The 19,536-nt window shown below is 48.6% G+C and carries 23 protein-coding genes; 1 reads left to right on the top strand and 22 read right to left on the bottom strand.

Annotation, left to right across the window (positions count from 1 at the left end; translation table 11 throughout):
- Window positions 1-24: 24 nt before the first annotated feature.
- From pgeF to ACLTOQ_RS05410, 21 genes are all read right to left on the bottom strand, one after another.
- A complete protein-coding gene (gene pgeF / locus ACLTOQ_RS05510; protein ID WP_412319052.1) occupies window positions 25-855 on the bottom strand; it encodes a peptidoglycan editing factor PgeF in 831 nt (276 codons plus the stop codon).
- Between the two features lie 41 nt (window positions 856-896).
- Window positions 897-1,280, bottom strand: a complete 384-nt coding sequence (locus tag ACLTOQ_RS05505) for a YraN family protein (RefSeq protein WP_337425666.1) — start codon at window positions 1,278-1,280, stop codon at window positions 897-899.
- Window positions 1,281-2,090, bottom strand: coding sequence for a ribonuclease HII (locus ACLTOQ_RS05500; protein ID WP_412319007.1), 810 nt, complete (start codon window positions 2,088-2,090; stop codon window positions 1,281-1,283).
- Between the two features lie 12 nt (window positions 2,091-2,102).
- Window positions 2,103-2,648, bottom strand: a complete 546-nt coding sequence (lepB, locus tag ACLTOQ_RS05495; RefSeq protein WP_021916004.1) for a signal peptidase I — start codon at window positions 2,646-2,648, stop codon at window positions 2,103-2,105.
- 3 nt (window positions 2,649-2,651) lie between these two features.
- Window positions 2,652-3,539 (bottom strand): ribosome biogenesis GTPase YlqF, encoded by an 888-nt coding sequence (gene ylqF / locus ACLTOQ_RS05490; RefSeq protein WP_412319006.1) that lies wholly within the window; start codon window positions 3,537-3,539, stop codon window positions 2,652-2,654.
- Window positions 3,540-3,613: 74 nt separating this feature from the next.
- Window positions 3,614-4,198: a signal peptidase I gene (gene lepB / locus ACLTOQ_RS05485; protein ID WP_412319005.1), complete on the bottom strand. Its 585-nt coding sequence runs from the start codon at window positions 4,196-4,198 to the stop codon at window positions 3,614-3,616.
- A 95-nt stretch (window positions 4,199-4,293) separates the two neighbouring features.
- Window positions 4,294-4,641: a 50S ribosomal protein L19 gene (rplS, locus tag ACLTOQ_RS05480; RefSeq protein WP_118762221.1), complete on the bottom strand. Its 348-nt coding sequence runs from the start codon at window positions 4,639-4,641 to the stop codon at window positions 4,294-4,296.
- 157 nt (window positions 4,642-4,798) lie between these two features.
- Window positions 4,799-6,196 carry a tRNA (guanosine(37)-N1)-methyltransferase TrmD gene (gene trmD / locus ACLTOQ_RS05475; RefSeq protein WP_412319004.1) on the bottom strand — a complete coding sequence of 466 codons (1,398 nt, stop codon included), beginning with the start codon at window positions 6,194-6,196 and terminating at the stop codon, window positions 4,799-4,801.
- A 7-nt stretch (window positions 6,197-6,203) separates the two neighbouring features.
- A complete protein-coding gene (gene rimM / locus ACLTOQ_RS05470) occupies window positions 6,204-6,716 on the bottom strand; it encodes a ribosome maturation factor RimM (RefSeq protein ID WP_412319003.1) in 513 nt (170 codons plus the stop codon).
- A gap of 59 nt (window positions 6,717-6,775) precedes the next feature.
- Window positions 6,776-7,003: a KH domain-containing protein gene (locus ACLTOQ_RS05465; RefSeq protein WP_021916010.1), complete on the bottom strand. Its 228-nt coding sequence runs from the start codon at window positions 7,001-7,003 to the stop codon at window positions 6,776-6,778.
- Between the two features lie 79 nt (window positions 7,004-7,082).
- A complete protein-coding gene (gene rpsP / locus ACLTOQ_RS05460; RefSeq protein WP_117959645.1) occupies window positions 7,083-7,328 on the bottom strand; it encodes a 30S ribosomal protein S16 in 246 nt (81 codons plus the stop codon).
- 59 nt (window positions 7,329-7,387) lie between these two features.
- The gene (gene ffh / locus ACLTOQ_RS05455; RefSeq protein WP_021916011.1) at window positions 7,388-8,740 is read right to left on the bottom strand and encodes a signal recognition particle protein; all 1,353 of its coding nucleotides are present in this window, start codon (window positions 8,738-8,740) and stop codon (window positions 7,388-7,390) included.
- Window positions 8,741-8,762: 22 nt separating this feature from the next.
- Window positions 8,763-9,077, bottom strand: coding sequence for a YlxM family DNA-binding protein (gene ylxM / locus ACLTOQ_RS05450; RefSeq protein ID WP_021916012.1), 315 nt, complete (start codon window positions 9,075-9,077; stop codon window positions 8,763-8,765).
- 78 nt (window positions 9,078-9,155) lie between these two features.
- Entirely contained in the window at window positions 9,156-9,920 is a 765-nt protein-coding gene (locus ACLTOQ_RS05445) for an amino acid ABC transporter ATP-binding protein (protein WP_117959682.1), read from the bottom strand.
- Window positions 9,921-10,003: 83 nt separating this feature from the next.
- Window positions 10,004-10,657: an amino acid ABC transporter permease gene (locus ACLTOQ_RS05440; protein ID WP_118762226.1), complete on the bottom strand. Its 654-nt coding sequence runs from the start codon at window positions 10,655-10,657 to the stop codon at window positions 10,004-10,006.
- Between the two features lie 104 nt (window positions 10,658-10,761).
- Window positions 10,762-11,652 (bottom strand): transporter substrate-binding domain-containing protein, encoded by an 891-nt coding sequence (locus tag ACLTOQ_RS05435; RefSeq protein ID WP_412319001.1) that lies wholly within the window; start codon window positions 11,650-11,652, stop codon window positions 10,762-10,764.
- A gap of 121 nt (window positions 11,653-11,773) precedes the next feature.
- A complete protein-coding gene (locus ACLTOQ_RS05430) occupies window positions 11,774-13,324 on the bottom strand; it encodes a DUF4127 family protein (protein ID WP_412319000.1) in 1,551 nt (516 codons plus the stop codon).
- Window positions 13,293-14,228: an ROK family protein gene (locus ACLTOQ_RS05425; RefSeq protein ID WP_412272424.1), complete on the bottom strand. Its 936-nt coding sequence runs from the start codon at window positions 14,226-14,228 to the stop codon at window positions 13,293-13,295. The genes ACLTOQ_RS05430 and ACLTOQ_RS05425 overlap by 32 nt, the downstream gene beginning before the upstream one ends.
- A 14-nt stretch (window positions 14,229-14,242) precedes the next feature.
- On the bottom strand, window positions 14,243-14,935 hold the full coding sequence (locus ACLTOQ_RS05420; RefSeq protein WP_337562784.1) for an N-acetylmannosamine-6-phosphate 2-epimerase: 693 nt from the start codon (window positions 14,933-14,935) through the stop codon (window positions 14,243-14,245).
- A gap of 180 nt (window positions 14,936-15,115) precedes the next feature.
- Window positions 15,116-16,180, bottom strand: coding sequence for a Gfo/Idh/MocA family oxidoreductase (locus tag ACLTOQ_RS05415; RefSeq protein ID WP_337562782.1), 1,065 nt, complete (start codon window positions 16,178-16,180; stop codon window positions 15,116-15,118).
- 40 nt (window positions 16,181-16,220) lie between these two features.
- Window positions 16,221-17,600 (bottom strand): FAD-dependent oxidoreductase, encoded by a 1,380-nt coding sequence (locus ACLTOQ_RS05410; protein WP_412318999.1) that lies wholly within the window; start codon window positions 17,598-17,600, stop codon window positions 16,221-16,223.
- A 138-nt stretch (window positions 17,601-17,738) separates the two neighbouring features.
- Here ACLTOQ_RS05410 and ACLTOQ_RS05405 point away from each other — a divergent pair, with 138 nt between their 5' ends.
- On the top strand, window positions 17,739-18,674 hold the full coding sequence (locus tag ACLTOQ_RS05405) for an AraC family transcriptional regulator (RefSeq protein ID WP_412318998.1): 936 nt from the start codon (window positions 17,739-17,741) through the stop codon (window positions 18,672-18,674).
- A 19-nt stretch (window positions 18,675-18,693) separates the two neighbouring features.
- Here ACLTOQ_RS05405 and ACLTOQ_RS05400 read toward each other — a convergent pair whose 3' ends face one another.
- Window positions 18,694-19,524, bottom strand: coding sequence for a Gfo/Idh/MocA family oxidoreductase (locus ACLTOQ_RS05400; protein ID WP_412318997.1), 831 nt, complete (start codon window positions 19,522-19,524; stop codon window positions 18,694-18,696).
- Window positions 19,525-19,536: the final 12 nt, after the last annotated feature.

Raw genomic sequence — 19,536 nt, 5'->3', positions numbered from 1 at the left:
ACAGCAGCCGTTTTTACGCGCATTCTATTGCTTCAGCATCAGAAACGCCGCCAGATTTCCGCGTTTTCCCTTGCTCGCCCGATGAGAAAACAGATAGCTCGGATTGCAGCAGGTGCAGATGTCCGTCATCGACAGATGCTCCTTTAAAATCCCTGCGCCAAGCAAAATTGCTTCATTGGCGCGCCACAGGTCCAGCTGATATTTTCCATTGACCTTTTCGGTCAGTATGTTTTTCAGGGAAACGTCCTGATATCTCTCCTGAGAAAAGAGCTTTTCAAAAGGTTCTGCCACATCTTTTCCGACTTCATAGCAGTCCTGACAGATCGACGGCCCAATCGCCGCAAAAATATCCTCCGGACGGCTTCCATACGCCTCGCGCATCGCTTCGACTGTCTTTTTTCCCATCTCACCGACTGTCCCCCGCCACCCGGAATGAGAACAGCCAATCGCATGATGCACCGGATCGACAAACAAAAGCGGCACACAGTCCGCATAAAACGTGCCAAGTATCAGCCCGGGCACGTTTGTAATCAGCCCGTCCACATCCCGATAATCTTTTTCTTTCGTCACGCCCTTTCCTGCATCCTCTTTTTCCACACGGCGGATGTTTGTCGTATGGGTCTGATCGGAGCAGACGAACGCGTCCGAAGTTGTCCCGAACACGCCTGCAGCCCGCCGGAAATTTTCATCCACCGCCTCCCGGCTCGTATCCCGCGCATAGCTGAAATTGAAAGAAGCACAGTCCCCGGTACTGACACCGCCGAGCCTGCTGGTGACCATATGAGTCACTATATTTAACCGTTCTAACGCCGGAAAAGTGAGATATTCCACCTCTCCGCTTTTGTGAATTTCCATCCCCGGATAACCCGTCTTTTTCCGGATCAGATCTTTTTTTGCTATCTTCGTCTCCTGCTGTTCCACGTCCCTGCCCTCCTGTATTCAAATGCATTTTGAATCCACTGGATCTCTTTTCCGCAGACCGCCACCACGTCAAAGCGGATCTGTACATCCCCCTCTGCAGGATGCTTCCACAGATACCAGTCTGCGCAACGGCAGATTTTTTCCTGCTTTGCGCTCCCAACCGCCTCCAACGCTGTCCCAAATCGATCGTCGTTCCGATATTTTACTTCAAAAAAAACAAGGCAGCCCCGGTGAAACCCGATGATATCGATTTCTCCCCTGCTGCACCTGTAATTACGCTCCAGAATGTTTACTCCGCTGCGCATCAGATAAGCTGTCACTGCTTCCTCCCAGAAAGCGCCCGCCTGTCTTTTATTCATTTAACCTTCTTTCACAAAATGACCGATGAAGCTTCTGCGGTGAATCGCCGTCGGTCCCATGGTCTGCAGTGCCTCGATATGCTCTTTTGATCCATACCCTTTATTGCGTGCAAATCCGTAGCCCGGAAAAACTTCCTCATACTGCTCCATCATCCGGTCCCTCGTCACCTTCGCTACAATGCTCGCTGCAGCAATGGATACGCTTTTTGCATCTCCCTTGATGATCGGAACCTGTTGAATTGCCACCTGTGGAATCCTTACCGCATCGTTTAGCAGAACTGCAGGCTGAGGATTCAGCTTTTCAATCGCCTGACGCATCGCTTCGTAGGTCGCCTGCAGGATGTTGATCTCATCGATTCGCTGTGGGCTGACAATCCCGATTCCCACCGCCACTGCGTGCTCCAAAATGACGTCATATAACTGTTCCCTTTTTTCTGCAGAAAGCTGCTTGGAATCGTTCAGATACAAAATTTCGCAGTTCTTCGGCAAAATAACCGCGCCTGCAACAACCGGTCCTGCCAGCGGTCCCCTTCCAACCTCGTCAATGCCGCAGATCAGGCCTTCGTTTTCATAGTCCCGTTCATACTGCTGCAGCTGATAAATCCGCGCTGTTTCCTTTTCCAGCGTCTCCCGCTGCTTTTCCGAACGCCGGATCAGCGTCTGTACACCGCTTCTTGTATCTTCCCGATAGGTTTGTTCCAGATTTTCCAACAGACCTGCCGCAGACTCTGCTTCTGTCCGCATGGAGGCTTTTTTCAAGCGCTCTCCGGCTTCTGCAAACCGCGCTTTGATTTCCCCGATTTTTTCCATATCAGATGTCCCTTACTGGTGTTTTAACACTCCAAATTTATGAAACGGCCAGATTCTGACCCACGCTTTTCCGATAATCTGATCCCGGTGGATATTTCCGACGCTCGGCTCCCGGCTGTCCGAGCTGTTGTTTCGATTATCGCCCAGCACAAAATATTCGTCCTCGCCGAGGGTAATCGGCTCGCCTGCACGCCCCGGTGACAGCATCACTTCCTTGCCGTAGCCTTCTTCCAGCACCTGTCCGTCAATGTAAATCGTTCCGTCCGTGCCGATCTGAACCGTTTCGCCGGGCAGACCGATAATCCGCTTAATATAGTAAACATTTTCATCGTACTGGAATGGGAACACGATAATATCAAAGCGCTGCGGATCCTTGAAACGATACGAAATCTTGTCTACGATCAGGTTATCGTTATTGCTCAATGTCGGCTCCATCGAGCTTCCGTTGACCTCCGTGCGCTGTCCGACAAATGTGATCACCAGCCAGGTGATACCCAGGACAACTACGATATATAAAAGCGTGCTTCCGATTTCTTTCAGGATTGCTTTTCCACTCATGGCTTACGCCTCCTTTTTCGGCAATTCCAGCGTCATGCGGCCGAGCCTGCCGCTGCGAAAATCATCCAGAACGAGGGCCGCGCCCTTTTCATATTCCGGCTCTCCGCCCTTTTTCAGACAACCGCGGGACTTGCAGACTGCTTCCAGAAGGGCGAGGGCCGAATGGAGGGACGCCTGTGCGTCGCCATCTGCGCCCGCTGTATCCAGTGTCAGCTGATACCGCTTTTCCAACGCCTCCGGGTAATTCTCCCCGATAAACACAAGCAGGGAAAGTGCCATTTCTTCGCGGTTTAAGATTTCATCGTTCATCGAGCCGATCAGTGCGAGGCGTTCTCCCACCGCCTGATCTTCAAATTTCGGCCACAGGATGCCGGGGGTATCCAAAAGCTCCAGACCCTTGTTCAGGCGAATCCACTGCTTGCCCTTCGTTACGCCGGGCTTGTTGCCGGTTTTCGCGCACGCCTTTCCTGCGAAGCTATTGATAAACGTCGATTTTCCTACGTTTGGAATTCCTGCCACCATCGCACGCACCGGACGGTTCAAAATACCGCGTTTGCGGTTGCGCTCGATCTTTTCCCGGCAAGCTTCCTGAACCTTGCCCTGAATCGCTTTCATCCCGGCGCCGCTTCTGGCGTTGATTTCCAGTACAGCAAAGCCAAGACTTTCAAAATATGCCGTCCAGGCGCGGTTTGCAGCCGGATCGGACAGATCGGATTTATTCAATAAAATCAGGCGTGCCTTGTTTTTCCCCATCTCGTCGATATCAGGATTGCGGCTCGATTGTGGACATCTGGCGTCCACCAATTCGATAATCAAGTCGATCAGCTTGATATCTTCCTGCATCGCGCGGCGCGCTTTCGTCATATGTCCGGGATACCACTGGTATACCATAGTTTTCTTTCCTTTTCTGTAACTGTGAGGGTACTGAACAGTTACCCTTTTCTTTATAATATTCTGTGTGATTTTCAGTGAATCAGTCCCCAGCCATCCGTGCCGTTTCCGAAATGGAACCACGCCTCGCCGACGATCGTGCTGCGCAGCACCGGACCGACATTGGCGGAACGACTGTCCTCACTGTTATTACAATTATCGCCGAGCACGAAAAATTCGTCCTTGCCCAGCTTGATTTCATTCTCTGCAATACCGGCTGACGCGATCAGATCCATCTCTTCATTTTCCTGCGCCTTACCGTCTATATATAAAATGCCGTCCTGAATCAGGACGGTCTGCCCCGGAACCGCTACAACACGCTTCACATAATAGTGGGCATTCTGATTACCGTTTGGCAAAAATACCACCACATCCCCTGTCTGCGGAGAAAAGAAACGGTACTTTAAGCGGTTAACCAAAATTCCCTGTCCGTTCGTCAGCCCCGGCTCCATGGAAACGCCGATCATGTTCGTGCGCAGTCCGACCGCCCAGATCACCATAAACGCCAGAAAAACTGCCAGTACAGACAGCACAATCCAACTGAACACCTCTTTGACCGCCTGCATGCTGAGCCCTTTTTTCTTCCGGTAAAACTGCAGTCCACGCTGTTTTCTTCTCATACAAATCTCCATTCCGCAGCCGCCGTTTCGTCCTGCAGACATCCTAAAAAGCAAAAAAGGGGCTGCCGTTACTGGTGCCCCTCTCTTCGCAATTCTTATTTTACAACTTCTTTGACCTTTGCGCGCTTGCCGACTCTGTCTCTTAAGTAGTTCAGCTTTGCTCTTCTTACTTTACCCTTACGAACAACTTCTACCTTCTCAACGTTGGGAGAATGTAAAGGCCAGGTCTTTTCAACGCCGACGCCGTTGGAGCTCTTTCTTACGGTAAAGGTTGCACGGTTGCTGCCGCCCTGTTTCTTTAAAACAACACCTTCGAATACCTGAACTCTCTCACGGTTGCCTTCCTTGATCTTACCATATACTCTTACGGTATCGCCTGTCTCAAATGCAGGTACTTCAGCTTTCAGCTGAGCAGCTTCGATCTCTCTGATAATTTCGTTCATTGCTTTTCCTCCTGATTTCTGGATGTTCTTAATACGATTCCCGTAACAGAGGACCATCTCCTTTTTTCGCAACATTTGCAGTATAACATAGCTTTCTCAAATATGCAAGGATTTTCTTCCTAATAGGAAAAATACCACCCGGTTTTACCGTCGGCGCCTAGGATACCCAGAAAACGCTCCCCGGTGCAAAGCGCATGCCGGATTTTTTCTGCAGTGCAACGGAAATTTCGTTTTCCACGAATACATGCGCATAGGGCACATGACCTGCCGCAAGCTCCCGCCGGATCATTTCAGCCTCCAGGAGGCTCCCAATCCCTCTTTTCCGGAAGGGCTCCAGCACTTCCAGCATTCCCATGCCGCCGTCGTTGTGCACGCCTGCAAAGCCTGCCAGCTCCCCATCCAGAAATGCGCCGATCATCTGACGCGATGCGATCCGCTCTCTGATGTAGACTTCATCATGATAAAGATGATAATGTGCCTCTACGTTTGCCGCATACGTTTCGTCCAGCTCCCGGATTTCAACGGCTTCGTCCGGCTCCGGAAGGTCAGGTGCTTTCTTTTTCGGATAAATCACCTGATAGCATTCATTGAAATTTTTTAACCCGAAACGCTCTAAAATGCTCGTCAGCACAAATTTCTGATGACAGACATAGACTGCGCCGGTCGGGTCCGTCAAAGACAGCAGCCGTTCTCCTGCGTCCTTTGTTTTGGCAGTGATCCGATACGCACCGCCTGACCTGTCCTTTGTCAGCACGCCGTCCTCCCGGACTGCCAGGATGTCAGCTTTGCCTCTCCGGATATCCTCAATCATGTCCATGTGAAGCATTTTATCTTTTAACAAATATTCCAGCGCACGTCCGGACAAATCGTACTTTTCATATAAATCCGGCCGCCGGGCTTTCGTCCGCTCCTTGGACTTTTCCAGGCGCCATTTGTCTATCCTTGCATGGTCGCCGGAAAGCAGGATATCCGGAACCTTTTTGCCCTCCCAGACCTCCGGTCGGGTGTACTGGGGATATTCCAGCAGATTCTCCTGAAAGCTTTCTGTCACGCCGGAATCCTCATTTTTTAAAACACCGGGAACCATCCGGGAAATCGCGTCGATCATCACCATCGCCGGAAGCTCTCCTCCGGTCAGCACATAATCACCGATGGAAACCGGGTCTGTCACGATCTCTTCGATCACGCGCTCATCGATTCCTTCATAATGCCCACACAGAAAAATCAGCTCTTCCTCCTGTGCAAGCTCCTTTGCCATCTCCTGGGAAAAGGTTTTGCCCTGTGGGCTCATAAACAGCACCCGCACTGGTTTTTTGCCCTCTGCAGGCTTTGCAACCGCTTTCCAGGCGTCGTAAACCGGCTGTGCCTGCATCAGCATGCCAGCACCGCCGCCGTAAGGGTAATCGTCCACCTTATTGTGCTTATCCTGCGTGTAATCACGGATATTGACCGCATGGATTCCGATCAGTCCTTTTTGGATCGCCCGTCCTAAAATGCTCGTCTGCAGTCCGTTTTCCACCATTTCCGGAAACAATGTCAAAATATGAAACTGCATTTTTTCGTCAGTCCTCCAGCAATCCGTCCAGGATATGGATTTTCATCCGTCCTGCTTCCACATCGACATCCAGCACACATTCCTTGATTGCGGGCAAAAGCAGCTGTCTGCCATCCTTTAACCGAATCTGATAAACATCATTTGCGCCGGTTTCAATGACATCCTCTAAGGTTCCAAGCTCCTGCTCCTGTTCATCCAATACCTTCACGCCGATCAGATCTGCGATAAAATACTCGTCCTTCTGTAGGCGCACCGCATTTTCCCGCGTTACATACAGGCTCTTTCTCCGATATTTTTCCGCCTCATCCATGGTGTCAATTCCGCGGAATTTCAAAATGGCGAACTGCTTGAAAAATTTCACGCTCTCGATTTCCAGAATCCGGTTTTCCTTTCCCGTATCCAGAATCACTTCTTTTAACTTCTTAAAACGGCGCACATCGTCTGTCGTCGGAAATACCTTGACCTCCCCGTGCACGCCGTGTGTGGAAGCAATCACTCCCACCTGCAGTCTTTCTTCCATATAACCTCTCATTTCACAAACAGCGCCTTGCTTTTGCAAGACGCTGTCCATTTCAGATGTCAGATGATATCCACATCCACTTTTTTATTATCTTCCATCGCCGCAGCCTTTACCACAGTGCGAATTGCCTTAGCAATACGGCCCTGTTTACCGATTACCTTGCCCATATCGGAGGGTGCAACATGAAGTTCAACCGTCAGGCTTCTGCCGTTTTCCTTTTCGGAGACGCTCACTTCATCCGGATGATCCACAAGTGCCTTTGCGATCACTTCCACCAAATCTTTCATAATCCACCTCCATAAGCCTGCTACAGTCAGCCCCACAGCTATTGCTCGTTTGCGTAACCGTCTGCTTTACAGAGCTGTCTTATTTCTCGATTCCTGCTGCCTTGAAGATCTTGCCTACGATTTCGGTGGGCTGTGCGCCATTGTTGAGCCACTTCTTAGCCAGCTCTTCGTTTACCTTGAAAGTGCTGGGATCTGTATTCGGATCGTATGTGCCGATCTCTTCGATGAAACGACCATCTCTGGGAGATCTGGAATCTGCTACGATGATTCTGTAAATCGGGTTCTTCTTGTATCCCATTCTTCTTAATCTGATCTTTACTGCCATTTTTCTTACCTCCAAATGAAATATAAATATGTTTTCTTGTGTGCGATCTGCACTATTTATCAGAAAGGAAGTCTGAACTTACCTTTTCTTGCACCTTTGCCTCCCAGCATTCCCGGGAACTGCTTCATCATTTTCTGACTCTGCTCAAACTGCTTGATAAATCGATTGACTACGCTGATGTCCACCCCTGCGCCTCGTGCGATACGGTGTTTGCGGCTGGGATTTAAAAGCTTGGGATTGCGGCGTTCCTGGGGCGTCATGCTCAGCACGATCGCTTCCATTCTTGCCAGCTGTTTTTCATCGATCATCGATTCGATATCGCCCATCTTCGAACCCATGCCGGGCATCATGCTCAGGATACCGGACAGCCCGCCCATGTTGCGCATCTGCTTCATGCTTTCCAGGTAGTCCTCAAAATCGAACTTGCCCTTCTTCATGCGCGCCGCCATCTCTTTTTCCTTGCCAGCGTCAATATCGAGGTTCGCCGAAGCTTTTTCAATCAGGGTGAGCACATCGCCCATTCCCAGAATTCGGCTCGCCATACGGTCGGGATAAAACTGTTCCAGATCGGAAAGCTTCTCTCCCATACCAACATATAAAATCGGCTTGCCGGTAACGGCTTTAATGGAAAGCGCCGCACCGCCTCTTGTGTCACCGTCCATCTTGGACAGGATCACGCCGTCGATTCCTACTTTTTCATCAAATTCCTTTGCCACATTGACCGCATCCTGACCGGTCATGGCATCCACTACCAGAAGTGTCTGATGGACCGTCACTGCCTGCTTGATCTTCTGCAGCTCCTCCATCATGCCCTCATCGATATGCAGGCGACCCGCAGTATCCAAAATCACGACATTATTGCCGTTTTTCTCTGCATGCTCCATCGCCGCTTTTGCGATGTCAACCGGGCTGTGGCTCGTGCCCATGGAAAAGACTTCCACCTGCTGTTTCTCGCCGTTGATCTGCAGCTGTTCAATCGCTGCCGGACGGTAAATGTCACAGGCTACAAGCAGTGGCTTTTTGCCTTTTAATTTAAACTTGCCTGCCAGCTTCGCAGTCGTTGTCGTCTTACCTGCACCCTGCAGACCGCACATCATAATCACGGTTGTCGCTTTGCCGGGCTGGAACTGTAATTCCTGTGTCTCGGAACCCATCAGGGAAGTCATCTCTTCGTTTACGATCTTGATGACCATCTGACCGGGATTTAATCCGTTCATGACGTCCTGACCGATCGCCCGTTCTTCCACAGACTTGACGAACTGCTTGACAACCTTGAAGTTTACATCCGCTTCCAGCAGTGCCATCTTGACTTCCTTGAGCGCAACTTTGACGTCCGCTTCTGTCAGTCTGCCTTTGCTGCGCAGATCCTTAAACACATCCTGCAGTTTATCGGTTAAGCTCTCAAATGCCATTCAAATCCTCTCCCGCGATCCGTTACAGTTCTTCTAAAATCTGTCCCGCCAGTTCTCTGACCTGCGTCTCCGTGCTGATCTGTTCGATCTTCTCTACGGTGTGCTTGACTTTCTGAAATCTCGCAATCAGGTGCAGCCGCTCTTCATAGCTCTGAAGCGTCCGGTCGCATCTGCGGACAAGATCGTGTACGCCCTGTCTGCTGATCCCCTGTTCCTCTGCGATCTCACTCAGGGACATGTCGTTTAATACCACATCCTCATAGATCTTTCGCTGATGCTCGGTCAGCAGTTCGCCGTAAAAGTCATACAGCATACCCTGTTCTACGATTTTTTCCATATTGCGTCCTCACCTGTGCTATCATACCCGAAAAAAAAAGGTGTGTCAAGTAAAAAATCTTGACACACGCAAAAATTTTCAGACCTGCATGACACGACCGATGAACTCCTTCACACGGGCATTCGGGTTTCCGAACACTTCCTCTGGCGTACCCTCCTGGCAGACCAGACCTTTTTCCATGAAAATAACGCGATCCGAAAGCTCTTTGGCAAACTGCATCTCGTGTGTAACGATCACCATGGTCATGTGCTCGTCTGCCAGCTGCCGGATGACGCGCAGCACCTCTCCGGTCAGCTCCGGGTCAAGCGCCGAGGTCGGCTCGTCAAAAAATAAAACCTTTGGCTGCAGGGCAAGCGCTCTGGCAATCGATACTCTCTGCTGCTGTCCACCGGAAAGCTGATAGGGATAGGCATCTGCCTTATCCGACAGCCCCAGCTGTTTTAACAGCTTCCATGCGCGTTCTTTTGCTTCTTCTTTGGAAACACCATCTACGCAGACTGGTGCATCGATGATATTTTTCATAACTGTATAATGCGGAAACAGGTTGAAATTCTGGAACACCAGGCCGAAATTTTTCCGGATTTCCTTTAATTGCTTCTTATTTGCATAGACACATTTTCCGTTTTCTTCCCACGCAGCCTTTTCTCCGAGAAAAGAAAGCTCGCCGCCGTCCATTTTTTCCAGCATGGTCGCACAACGCAGCAGTGTCGATTTGCCGGAGCCGGACGGACCGATCACCGATACGACTTCTCCCTTATGGACGGAAAGGGAAATATCCTTTAAGACCTCCAGCTCCCCAAATGTTTTTTTAATATGATTCATTTCCAGATAAATCTGACTCATTGTAACTTCGTACCTTTCCTGAATTTCTGTCTGACTGCAGAAATAAAACTTCGCTCCTCTAACTGTCTCTCTGGCATCCTGCATTATCCGCGGTAATAATTTAACTTCTTTTCCACATGCTCCATAACAACTGCAACGACCAGATTAAAAATGTAATAAAATACTCCTGCTGCCATCAGAGGCATTACGGAAGCCTGTGCTGCCGCGATCTGCTTTGCGATCGTAAACATCTCCGTTACTGTCAGCACAAAGGCCAGGGATGTATCCTTTACCAGTGTGATCATTTCGTTGGTCACTGCCGGAAGCACCCGCTTGATGACCTGCGGCAAAATAATCCTGAAAAACGTCTGAACGCGGCTGTATCCTAATACTTTTGCTGCCTCATACTGCCCGACCGGCATGGACTCGATTCCAGAACGGTATATTTCTGCAAAATACGCCGCATAGTTTAGCACAAATGCAAGAATTACCGCGATCATCCGGTAGCTTTTGGAAATTTTCATTCCAAACACATAATAGGGCGCAAAATAGACCACTATCAGCTGCAGCATCAGCGGCGTTCCGCGCATAATCGAAATATAAAGCTTTGTCAAAAAGCTCAGCACTTTCAGCCTTGCCATCCGCCCAAAGGCCAGCACCATTCCAAGGGGCAGGGAAAATACCAGCGTCAGCACAAAGATCTCCGTCGTGATCAGCATTCCTGTTCCCAGTTCCCGAACCATCGTTCCTAAATCCATTCCCGTTCTTCCTTTTCCATACCGGCTTTGATCCGGTTTTCTGTATTCTTATCAGCGCACAAACGCAGGCCAGAGTTTTCTCTGACCTGCATCCTATTTTTATCTTACTTTCCCAGGCATACGCTGTCTACCAGACCATAGTCTGCATACTTCTCTGCGATTTCCATAAAGGTTCCGTCGTCTGCCATTTCCAGAAGCGTCTTTTCAACCGTATCCTTTAATTCGTCGTTGCCTTTCTTAAAGCCGATACCATATTGCTCGGTGGAAAGGTACTCGTCCAGAACCACATAGCCGCTGCCTCTGGAAGCGATCTGATAATTTGCGACGCCGATATCCAGTGCCAGCGCATCGATCGCACCTGCCTCCAGATCCATGAAGCCCGTATTGTAATCTGCATACTGCGGCAGGTCTGCAAAGGTATCTGCCAGAGCCTTCTCATCGTCCTGCAGTGCCGCCAATGCGGAGGAATCCTTCTGTACGCCGACTACCTTACCAGCAAGGTCTTCCTTGGAGGTGATGCCGGAGTCCTCTGCCACAACAAATACCTGACTGTTATCCACATAAGGTACACTGAAGGTGTACTGATCTTCTCTGCCGTTCATGGTAAAGCCATTCCAGATACAATCGATCGCGCCGGAATCCAGCTCCATATCCTTCGCATCCCAGTCGATGGGCTGTTTTACCAGTGTCCAGCCAAGTCTGTTACAGACCTCCTGTGCCAGATCCAGATCAAAGCCGACATATTCGCCGCTGTCATCCTTGTAGCCGTAAGGCGGGAACTCTGCATCGAAGCCCACTACAAACTGTCTGCCGGCCTCTGTCTGTGCATCTGTCGCCTCTGTTTGAGCCTCTACCGTGCTTTCTGTTGTTTCTGCTGCTGTGCTCTCTGCAGCAGGTGCTGTACTTTCTGCCGGTGCTTCTGCGGCTGTGCTACCGCAGCCAACCATTCCAAGCGCCATCACGCCTGCCATAACCATTACAGATAATTTTTTCATAACTCATTCTCCCGTTTCTTTAGCGATTCATCAATTTACCACACTAAATTGTTGTTGGGACTATCCTAACATAGGAAACGAGCTATGTCAATCGGATTTTTTACTAAAAATACCTGACAGACTATTCTTTCAACGATACATCCACTGCATAATAAAATGCGCCATTCCAGTTAAACCGGATATTTTCCAATATTGCCTTCTGCCCTTTTAGACGCCCTCCCAGCTTTTCCTGCAGCAGACTGCGCAGGCACCTTAGGAAATATTTCCGGCTTTCTTCTTCCTTTTCCCGTAAAAAATATGGTTCAATCTGATGCGCCGGCGCATATTCGTCTAAAAACTGCCGCAGAACATTCGCCTGGCATAGCCAGTCTGCTGTCAAAGCCCGCAGTAGAAATGTATCCGCTTTCTTTTTTAATTCCGGAAAATCTGTCCATTCCTGATAAAATGCCGCAATTGCCAGAACTGCAATGACAACGCCGTTCGTATTTTCTGCTGTATTCCAGCCTCCCAGTGCAGCGATTCGATCAAATGTATGGTGCTGCATCGCACGGTTCATAAATGCATTATCACATCCGTTCGCCATCGTTACATCGCTGATCCCGACAGGCTTTCCGTAATATTCCTTATAATACCGAATATAGCGCAGCAGTTCTTCCGGATTCGTTGCATTATCAGAGGCAAAAATTCGTCCGCTTTTCTGGTTTGCTGATTCGATCTGACAGGTTCCCGGCGCGTTGACTGCCAGCATACAGTCTGCATCCGCAGGGGTTTCTGAACAGACTCCTCCAGCTGACAGGATCTGCCACTTAATGCTCTCCCCCAGGGGACGGTCTTCATACAGCGGTATAACACTGCTGCCGGTCAGCGAAGAATACCTTACATAAAAGACCGGCTGATACTGCTTGATCCGACAAAATACTCTCGCAAAAATCACGCTGCCGACCTCATCTGCTCCCGGATAGCAATACACCCGGTTCATCAGCTGTTCCTCTTCCGCCTTTTGCATAATTGCCATCTGATCCAGCGCTGCATATCCAAACTCCGCTGTATCATCTTTGGGAACCGTCAGAATATCGAAAACATTTTCCCGGACAAGCTCAACAGAAGTCAGATTAACAAACCGATCCGTTTTCCGGCGTTCCAGAAAGTCTTGCATGATTTCTTTCGGAATTTTCTTTTGCAGGCTTTCCAGCGCTTCCGCTTCTTTTTCTGAAATCCCCGCCCGCTTTTTCTTATCCCACAGCCAGGTATAGCGCCAGATATCATAACCGTATTCCTGCCAGTATTCCGGGTCTTCATGATTGTCATTATAGGCAGCGACCCGCGCCGCCAGATTAAACGCATGAATATGCAGCTGAGGGTTCTGCTTTTTCAGCTGACGGAAACGATCCATAGTTTCCCTGCATTCTTCCATACTGTACGTATGAATTCTCGAACCGATAATATTTCCATAAACAAGTGTATCGACCGAAAGAATCGCATAGTCGCATTCTCCTGCCTGTTCAAACAGCCATTCCCAGATTTTTTCCCGGTCTGCAGGCTTTTTCAGAAATCCCATCCATTCATAGGGTGGTCGTAAAAGCTCCAGCCCTTCCGTCATCTGCGACAGCAGCCAGGGAAATTGATAATTACAATCTCTATCATCTAACGGAACATACAATACTTTTCTCATCCGTTTCTCCTCCCAAAGCGGATTTTTGTTTTTGCATCGCTGCACTGCAGGCTCCCATCATACCGGCATAGTTTCCAAACGCTGCAAATTCCAACCGCGTCTGCTCCAGGATCGATGGGATCAGGTACCTCTCCAACCCTTTTTTAAGACGTGGTAAAAGCCATTCTCTCTGTGCAGAAATTCCTCCGCCCAGTACTACGATCTCCGGATTTAATACGTAGCATAAGTTTGCAATCCCAAGTGCTAAAGCATCACACATCCGGTCAATTTCCTGAATACAGACTTCATTGCCAGCCTGTGCCTGTTCAAAAATCCATTTCCCGGAGATTTCCTCTGGGACCTTTCCAAGTCGCTTTGCTGTGTTTAAAACGAGTGCGGACGTTGCTGCCAGCTCTTCAAAGGAACCCGTCCCAAGCTCCATCCGTCCCACCTCACAGGCACTGTTTCCATATCCCTTCCAAAGCTTTCCATCCCATATAAAAGCACCGCCAATTCCGGTTCCTATCGTCAGCATCAGCATACTGCTGCTGCCTTTTGCCGCTCCAGCTGCATATTCCGCCATTCCGGCACAATTGACATCGTTTTCCACATGGCACGGAAGCCCAAACTGCTTCAAAATCCGATTCCCGATTCTCGTCCCGGTATATCCCGGAATCAGCGCCGGATTCGCTTCCTGAACAACACCGTTTTCCGAATCAATAATTCCGGCACTGGAAACACAGACTGCTTCGATATCCGCCGCTTCCGTCAAAAGCCTTTCAACACACTCACAGATCGTCTCCAGAATCCTTTGGCCTGCGTCCGGAGTTTTACAGGAGCCATCCTTTTCCACCGTCAGATCTTCGTTTACCAGACCATATTTTATAGAAGTCCCTCCGATATCTATTCCGATAAAATGTCTCATACTCCATTCCTCACTCAGTCCGTCTGTTCCATGCAGCTGACAAACCGTTTTGTAATCACTTGCGGTCTTGTAATAATGGATCCGACCACTACACTGTGTGCTCCAAGTTCGATCACACGTCTCGCTTTCTGAGGTGTATCGATATTTCCCTCTGCAATCATCGGATGCCGGATGTCCGCCAATATGTTCCGAATCAGCTCAAAATCATTTTCTTCTATATGAGTCCCCTTACTCTGCGGAGTATACCCAACCAATGTGGTTCCGATAAAATCGAAGCCAAGATGGTCTGCATGCACCGCTTCTTCATAGGTGGAACAGTCTGCCATCAGCAGTTGCTTTGGATATTTCCTGCGGATTTCGCTATACAGTTCCTCCATGGAAACGCCTCCCGGTCTGCTCTGATTCGTCGCATCCAGCGCAATGATATCAACACCTGCCTTACAAAGGGCATCTGCCTCTTCCATTCCCGGTGTAATATAGACCTCTGCGTCTAGATAATTTTTCTTGATAATTCCAATAATCGGAAGCGGTACCATTTTTTTAATTTCCTGGATATCCGACACAGAATTTGCTCGAATCCCTTTTGCACCGCCCTGATAGGCCGCAAGCGCCATTCTTCCCATAATAAAAGAAGAGTGCAGCGGCTCATCCTCCAATGCCTGACAGGATACGATCAGACCTCCCCTGATCTGTTCTAATACATCCATGTTATCCTTTATCCTCCATTCCTCAGGCGCTTTGTGACGCCTACGGCACAAATAGCTGTGTGAAAAATAAGCGATCACGCTTATTTTTCACACCACGCCCTCTTTTCGCCGCTTTTTTTCTGAATCCTATTTTCTATAAAGAAAGGGAAGGCAGATGAGTATCCACCCGCCTTCCCCATTTTATGACTCCAGCACTACTTCCCTGTGTGTTGCAGCGGAATCATAAATCGCCTGCATAATCCTGGAGGTAAGTACCGCTGTGTCAATATGAGACGGCAGCTTTTCCCCGGTACGGATACAACGGACAAACGAATTGATTTCCGTTTCAAACATATTTCTGGTCTTTACTTCCGGTACATATTTGACTAATGCTCCATGCTCTGTTGTATAAAGGGTGAACTCTCCTCCATACGTCAGACGAATACCGCCCTTATCCCCCATGAAGTCTACAAACTGTTCATCCTCGTCAATGTTCTGCGCCCAGGCGCCGTGTACGGTAAAGACCGGTCCTTCTGTCCGCACCAATGCAGTCACGGAATCATCTACATCATAAACACCGTCATACTTCGGAGGACCAGCCCACATATTCCGGTACACATAACCTTCCATCTCTTTTCCGAGCTTGCAAAATGTTTCGCCGGACACTGTAAGGGGCTTGGGATCATTTAAACAGTACATGACAAGATCGAGATAATGTACGCCCCAGTCAATCAAAGAACCGCCGCCCGCAATTTCTTTCGTTGTAAACGCACCGCCAAGTCCCGGGATCGAGCGGAATGCACGAAAACTCAGATAAACATGATATACCTCGCCCAGGCGTCCGTCCTGAATATATTCCCGAATCAGATTTACCATATCGTTAAACCGGTTCACAACACCGATATTTAAGGTCATTCCGGTTTCATGCTGTACTTTCTGCATTTCCAACGCTTCCGGATAGGTTCTTGCCGCAGGCTTTTCACAGAGCACATGCTTTCCCGCACGCATGGCGTCGATCGCAATAATTGCATGCATCCGATTGGGCGTACAAACAGAGATCGCTTCCACTTCCGGATCTTCCAATACCTTATGATAATCCTCCACTGCAATGCCGCAGCCATATTTTTCTACTGCCGCCTTTGCGCGCTCCGGAATAATGTCGCAGAAATATTTGATCTCTACGTCCTCATTTTTTAAATAAGCCGGAATATGCGCACTATTGGCAATTGTTCCGCAGCCGATAATTCCAACCATCACTTTTTTCATTTTCAGTTCCTCCTATTTGCATTTTCAATGAATCAAGGCATCACACAAAAGCGGCTCCAAGCTTCTGCATTCTTGCCCGTACTTCCTGTCCCTTTATTTCTTTGACAGAAACAGCGTTTTGAATCGACATGGCAGCTGCAATACCGGCTGCTTCTCCTGTACTGTGACAGCAGATCTGGATCCGAACTGCTGATTGCGCAATAAAATCCGAGCTGATACACCGTCCCGCAGTCAACAGATTGTCAAACCCTTTCACCACCAGACATCGGAAGGGAATTTCATACCACGGTTTATTTGTATCTCCATGGGGTCTGTCATCCCGATACAGCTCCTTCATACCATGCACATCTACCGGATAATTTGCCTGGCTGATGGCATCCTCGAACTTTTTTTGTTTCAGCAGGTCCTCACCGGTCAGCTCATATTCGCCCAGAATCCGGCGGCTCTCCCGTACACCGACCATAGCAGAAATATTGGAAACATAGGCATTTTCACATCCCGGAAAATATTTCTTATAAAAGTTAAGCTGTCTTAAGATGATCTGCTTTCCCTTCAGATGGATCTGCGTCAACTGTTTGGGATCACAGGCATCCGTATATTCAAAAAATTCCGGATTGTTGAGTGCCACTCCATCTGTCCTTCCCGGAACATCGAACAGCTGCCAGTAAACCATATCCTCATAAACGAGTTCGCCTGCTTCGATCGCTTTTTCAAAAAAAGGAGTCAGACCGCTGACCCGTTTATTGGTCACATCTGCATACAGATTCTTTCCATCCTTTCCGGACTGGGCTGTGTTCGGATCCTTTAAGCTGTCAAAAAACTGTCCCAGTTGCTTTTTATCCACACCGCCCAGCAGATACCGCAGCGACATCGGCTGATTAATCTTACTTCCGGGTGCTCCTGCTTCATACTCTGCTCCTGCCAGAACGGATAGAATTCCATCTCCCGTACAATCAATAAATACTCTGCCGCTGATTCTGCGGACTCCGCCCTGACACATCACTGCAATATCGTGGATCGCTCCGTTGTCTGTCGCCACATCGCATAAAACGGCATCCAGCAGAATGTCTACCCCATTTTCTGTACACATCTGTTCCAAAACCGCTCCCAGGATCAGCGGGTCAAAGCTGTTTTCATTGATTCTGTCCGGCAGATATGCTTCCAGATGTTCCATCATATCCTGATGCAGATAGGAACATCTGGGTTCTTCCTTCATGTATACACGCATCATTGGCAGCACCAGCCCGTTCACTGCACTGCCACCAAGACCTCCCAGCGCTTCCACCAGCAATACAGACGCACCTTCCTTTGCCGCTGCAACTGCTGCAAATACACCTGCTGTTCCGCCGCCGCAGACCACAACATCTGCCTGAAAATATACCGGAAGCTCTTTGATGTCCATAAGTCCTTTCTTGTCCATCCTCCTGTTCTCCTTCTCCCATTCCTTGAATTGTTGTAATTTAACTAACATTTTTTCATTCATTGACAGGTTATTTGTAAGACGTGTATAATCTAGTTCACAAAATAGATGTTTTTCAACAAAGGAAGGACCTTAACCATGGCACGGACAACCTATTTTTTTGATGAGTCAGACTCTGACAGACATAAGAAAAAATATCATCTGAGTATGGAGTTTCTGGACAAAACCCTGGATCTGGGTCTGTTTCAGATTTTTCAGATCTGTGACCTGTCCTGCTCCTCTGACTATCAATATCCTCCCCATCAGCAGATTTGCTTTGAAATCTCTTATATTGTATCCGGCCATGGAATTTACGAACGAAACAATGTTCCATATGAAGTCACTCCCAATACCGTCTTTTTGGTAAATGATCATGATCTTCATGCTGTCCGTTCCTCCAAGGATGATCCCCTGCGCTACATGTGCCTCGGTTTCTCCTTTTGTAAGGAACACCCTGATTTTGAAAAATATCTTCCGCTCTACAATTTTTTCGAACATCTTGAAAATCCCATTGCAGAAGACCACTTCAAGCTGTTTGACTGTTTTACCCTTGCCTTAAACGAGATTTCCGCGCCTACGCTGTTCTCCATGGAAATGCTGGAATCCTGTATCCTGCAGATCATTGTCCATACCTACCGCGATCTTTCCAATTATCGTGCCCGAAACTATACAGATACCCTTGAGCTGCACGCATCCAATCCGCTTGCCTATGAAATCTGTAATTATATCGATACCAATCTGACCGATATCAAAAAGCTTTCCGATATCAGTCAGGCGCTTGGATACAGCTATGCCTATTTATCCAAGACATTTTCTCAGTCCATGAGCCTGTCCATCAAGGATTACTATACACAGCGCCGTTTTGAAACCGCTGCCAAAATGCTTGCTCAGGATTATACCATTGCAAGGGTCAGCCAGGTGCTTCATTTTTCTGATGATTCTTCCTTTTGTAAAGCCTTCAAAAAATATTATCATACAACTCCAGCTAAATACCGGGAGCTTCTGTCCAGCAGCTCTGACCGGCTCTCCATTTAGCTTTCTTCCCCAATGGGCTTTATAGCTCAATCCAGAATCCCGGCTGTCGGGAGGCTTTCAGACAGGCTTCCCGGACTGCCATAATCCTGACTGTCTCCGAATGTGTCACAGGAATGTCTTCCCCTTCCAAAAAGGCAACCAGATTCTCTATAAATGCGCCAAAGTTATCCGATGTGATCTGAAAAGTGCGGTTTTCCTGCTCCAGATCAATATTTGCCCAGAAGGCACCGTCCTTTCCCGTACAGGTCAGGGATGCAGCTCTTCCATCCGACCATTCCAAACAGATCTGTGTCCAATCACCTGACTGCTGTGCAAGCACACGTTTTACGTTTCCCTGCATCAGCATGATCATCGGTTCCAGCTGATGAATGCTGTAGGTTTCCAGATCATATGGTCCCCAAAATGCAGCTGCCTGGATTTTCTTTCCTTTCAGTGCTTCATATTCCGAGGCAAACCGAAGTGCCGATGTGGAATAGCAAGGTGTGTTATGAGCTTCTGCAACTTTAAAAATTGCTTCCGCTGTTTTTTGATCCGGAGCAAAGGTCTTGTCCACATAGGTTCTCTTTCCGGACATAAGCGGTTTTTGGCACAATTCTTCATGCATCTCGCAATTATCCGGCGACAATACGATCAGCACATCACTTTTTTCCACAACCTCTTCCACGGTTTCACAATGCTGTACGCCAAATTCCTGGCACCATTGTTTGCTTGTTTTTCCTGTGATAGGACTGTCAATCTTTCCATATGCATATGCAACCTCTAATCTGCCGCCGCTTTTTTGCTGAAGCAGCTGCGGATAATGATTTGCATGCCATTCATCCAGATAATAATCTATAAATCCTACTTTCATCAAAGTTCTCCT

Origin of the sequence: Gallintestinimicrobium sp. (assembly GCF_046968865.1) — a bacterium.
Taxonomy (GTDB): domain Bacteria; phylum Bacillota; class Clostridia; order Lachnospirales; family Lachnospiraceae; genus Gallintestinimicrobium; species Gallintestinimicrobium propionicum.
The sequence above is the reverse complement of the archived record's forward strand: the minus strand, read 5'-3'. Positions and strand labels throughout refer to the sequence as shown.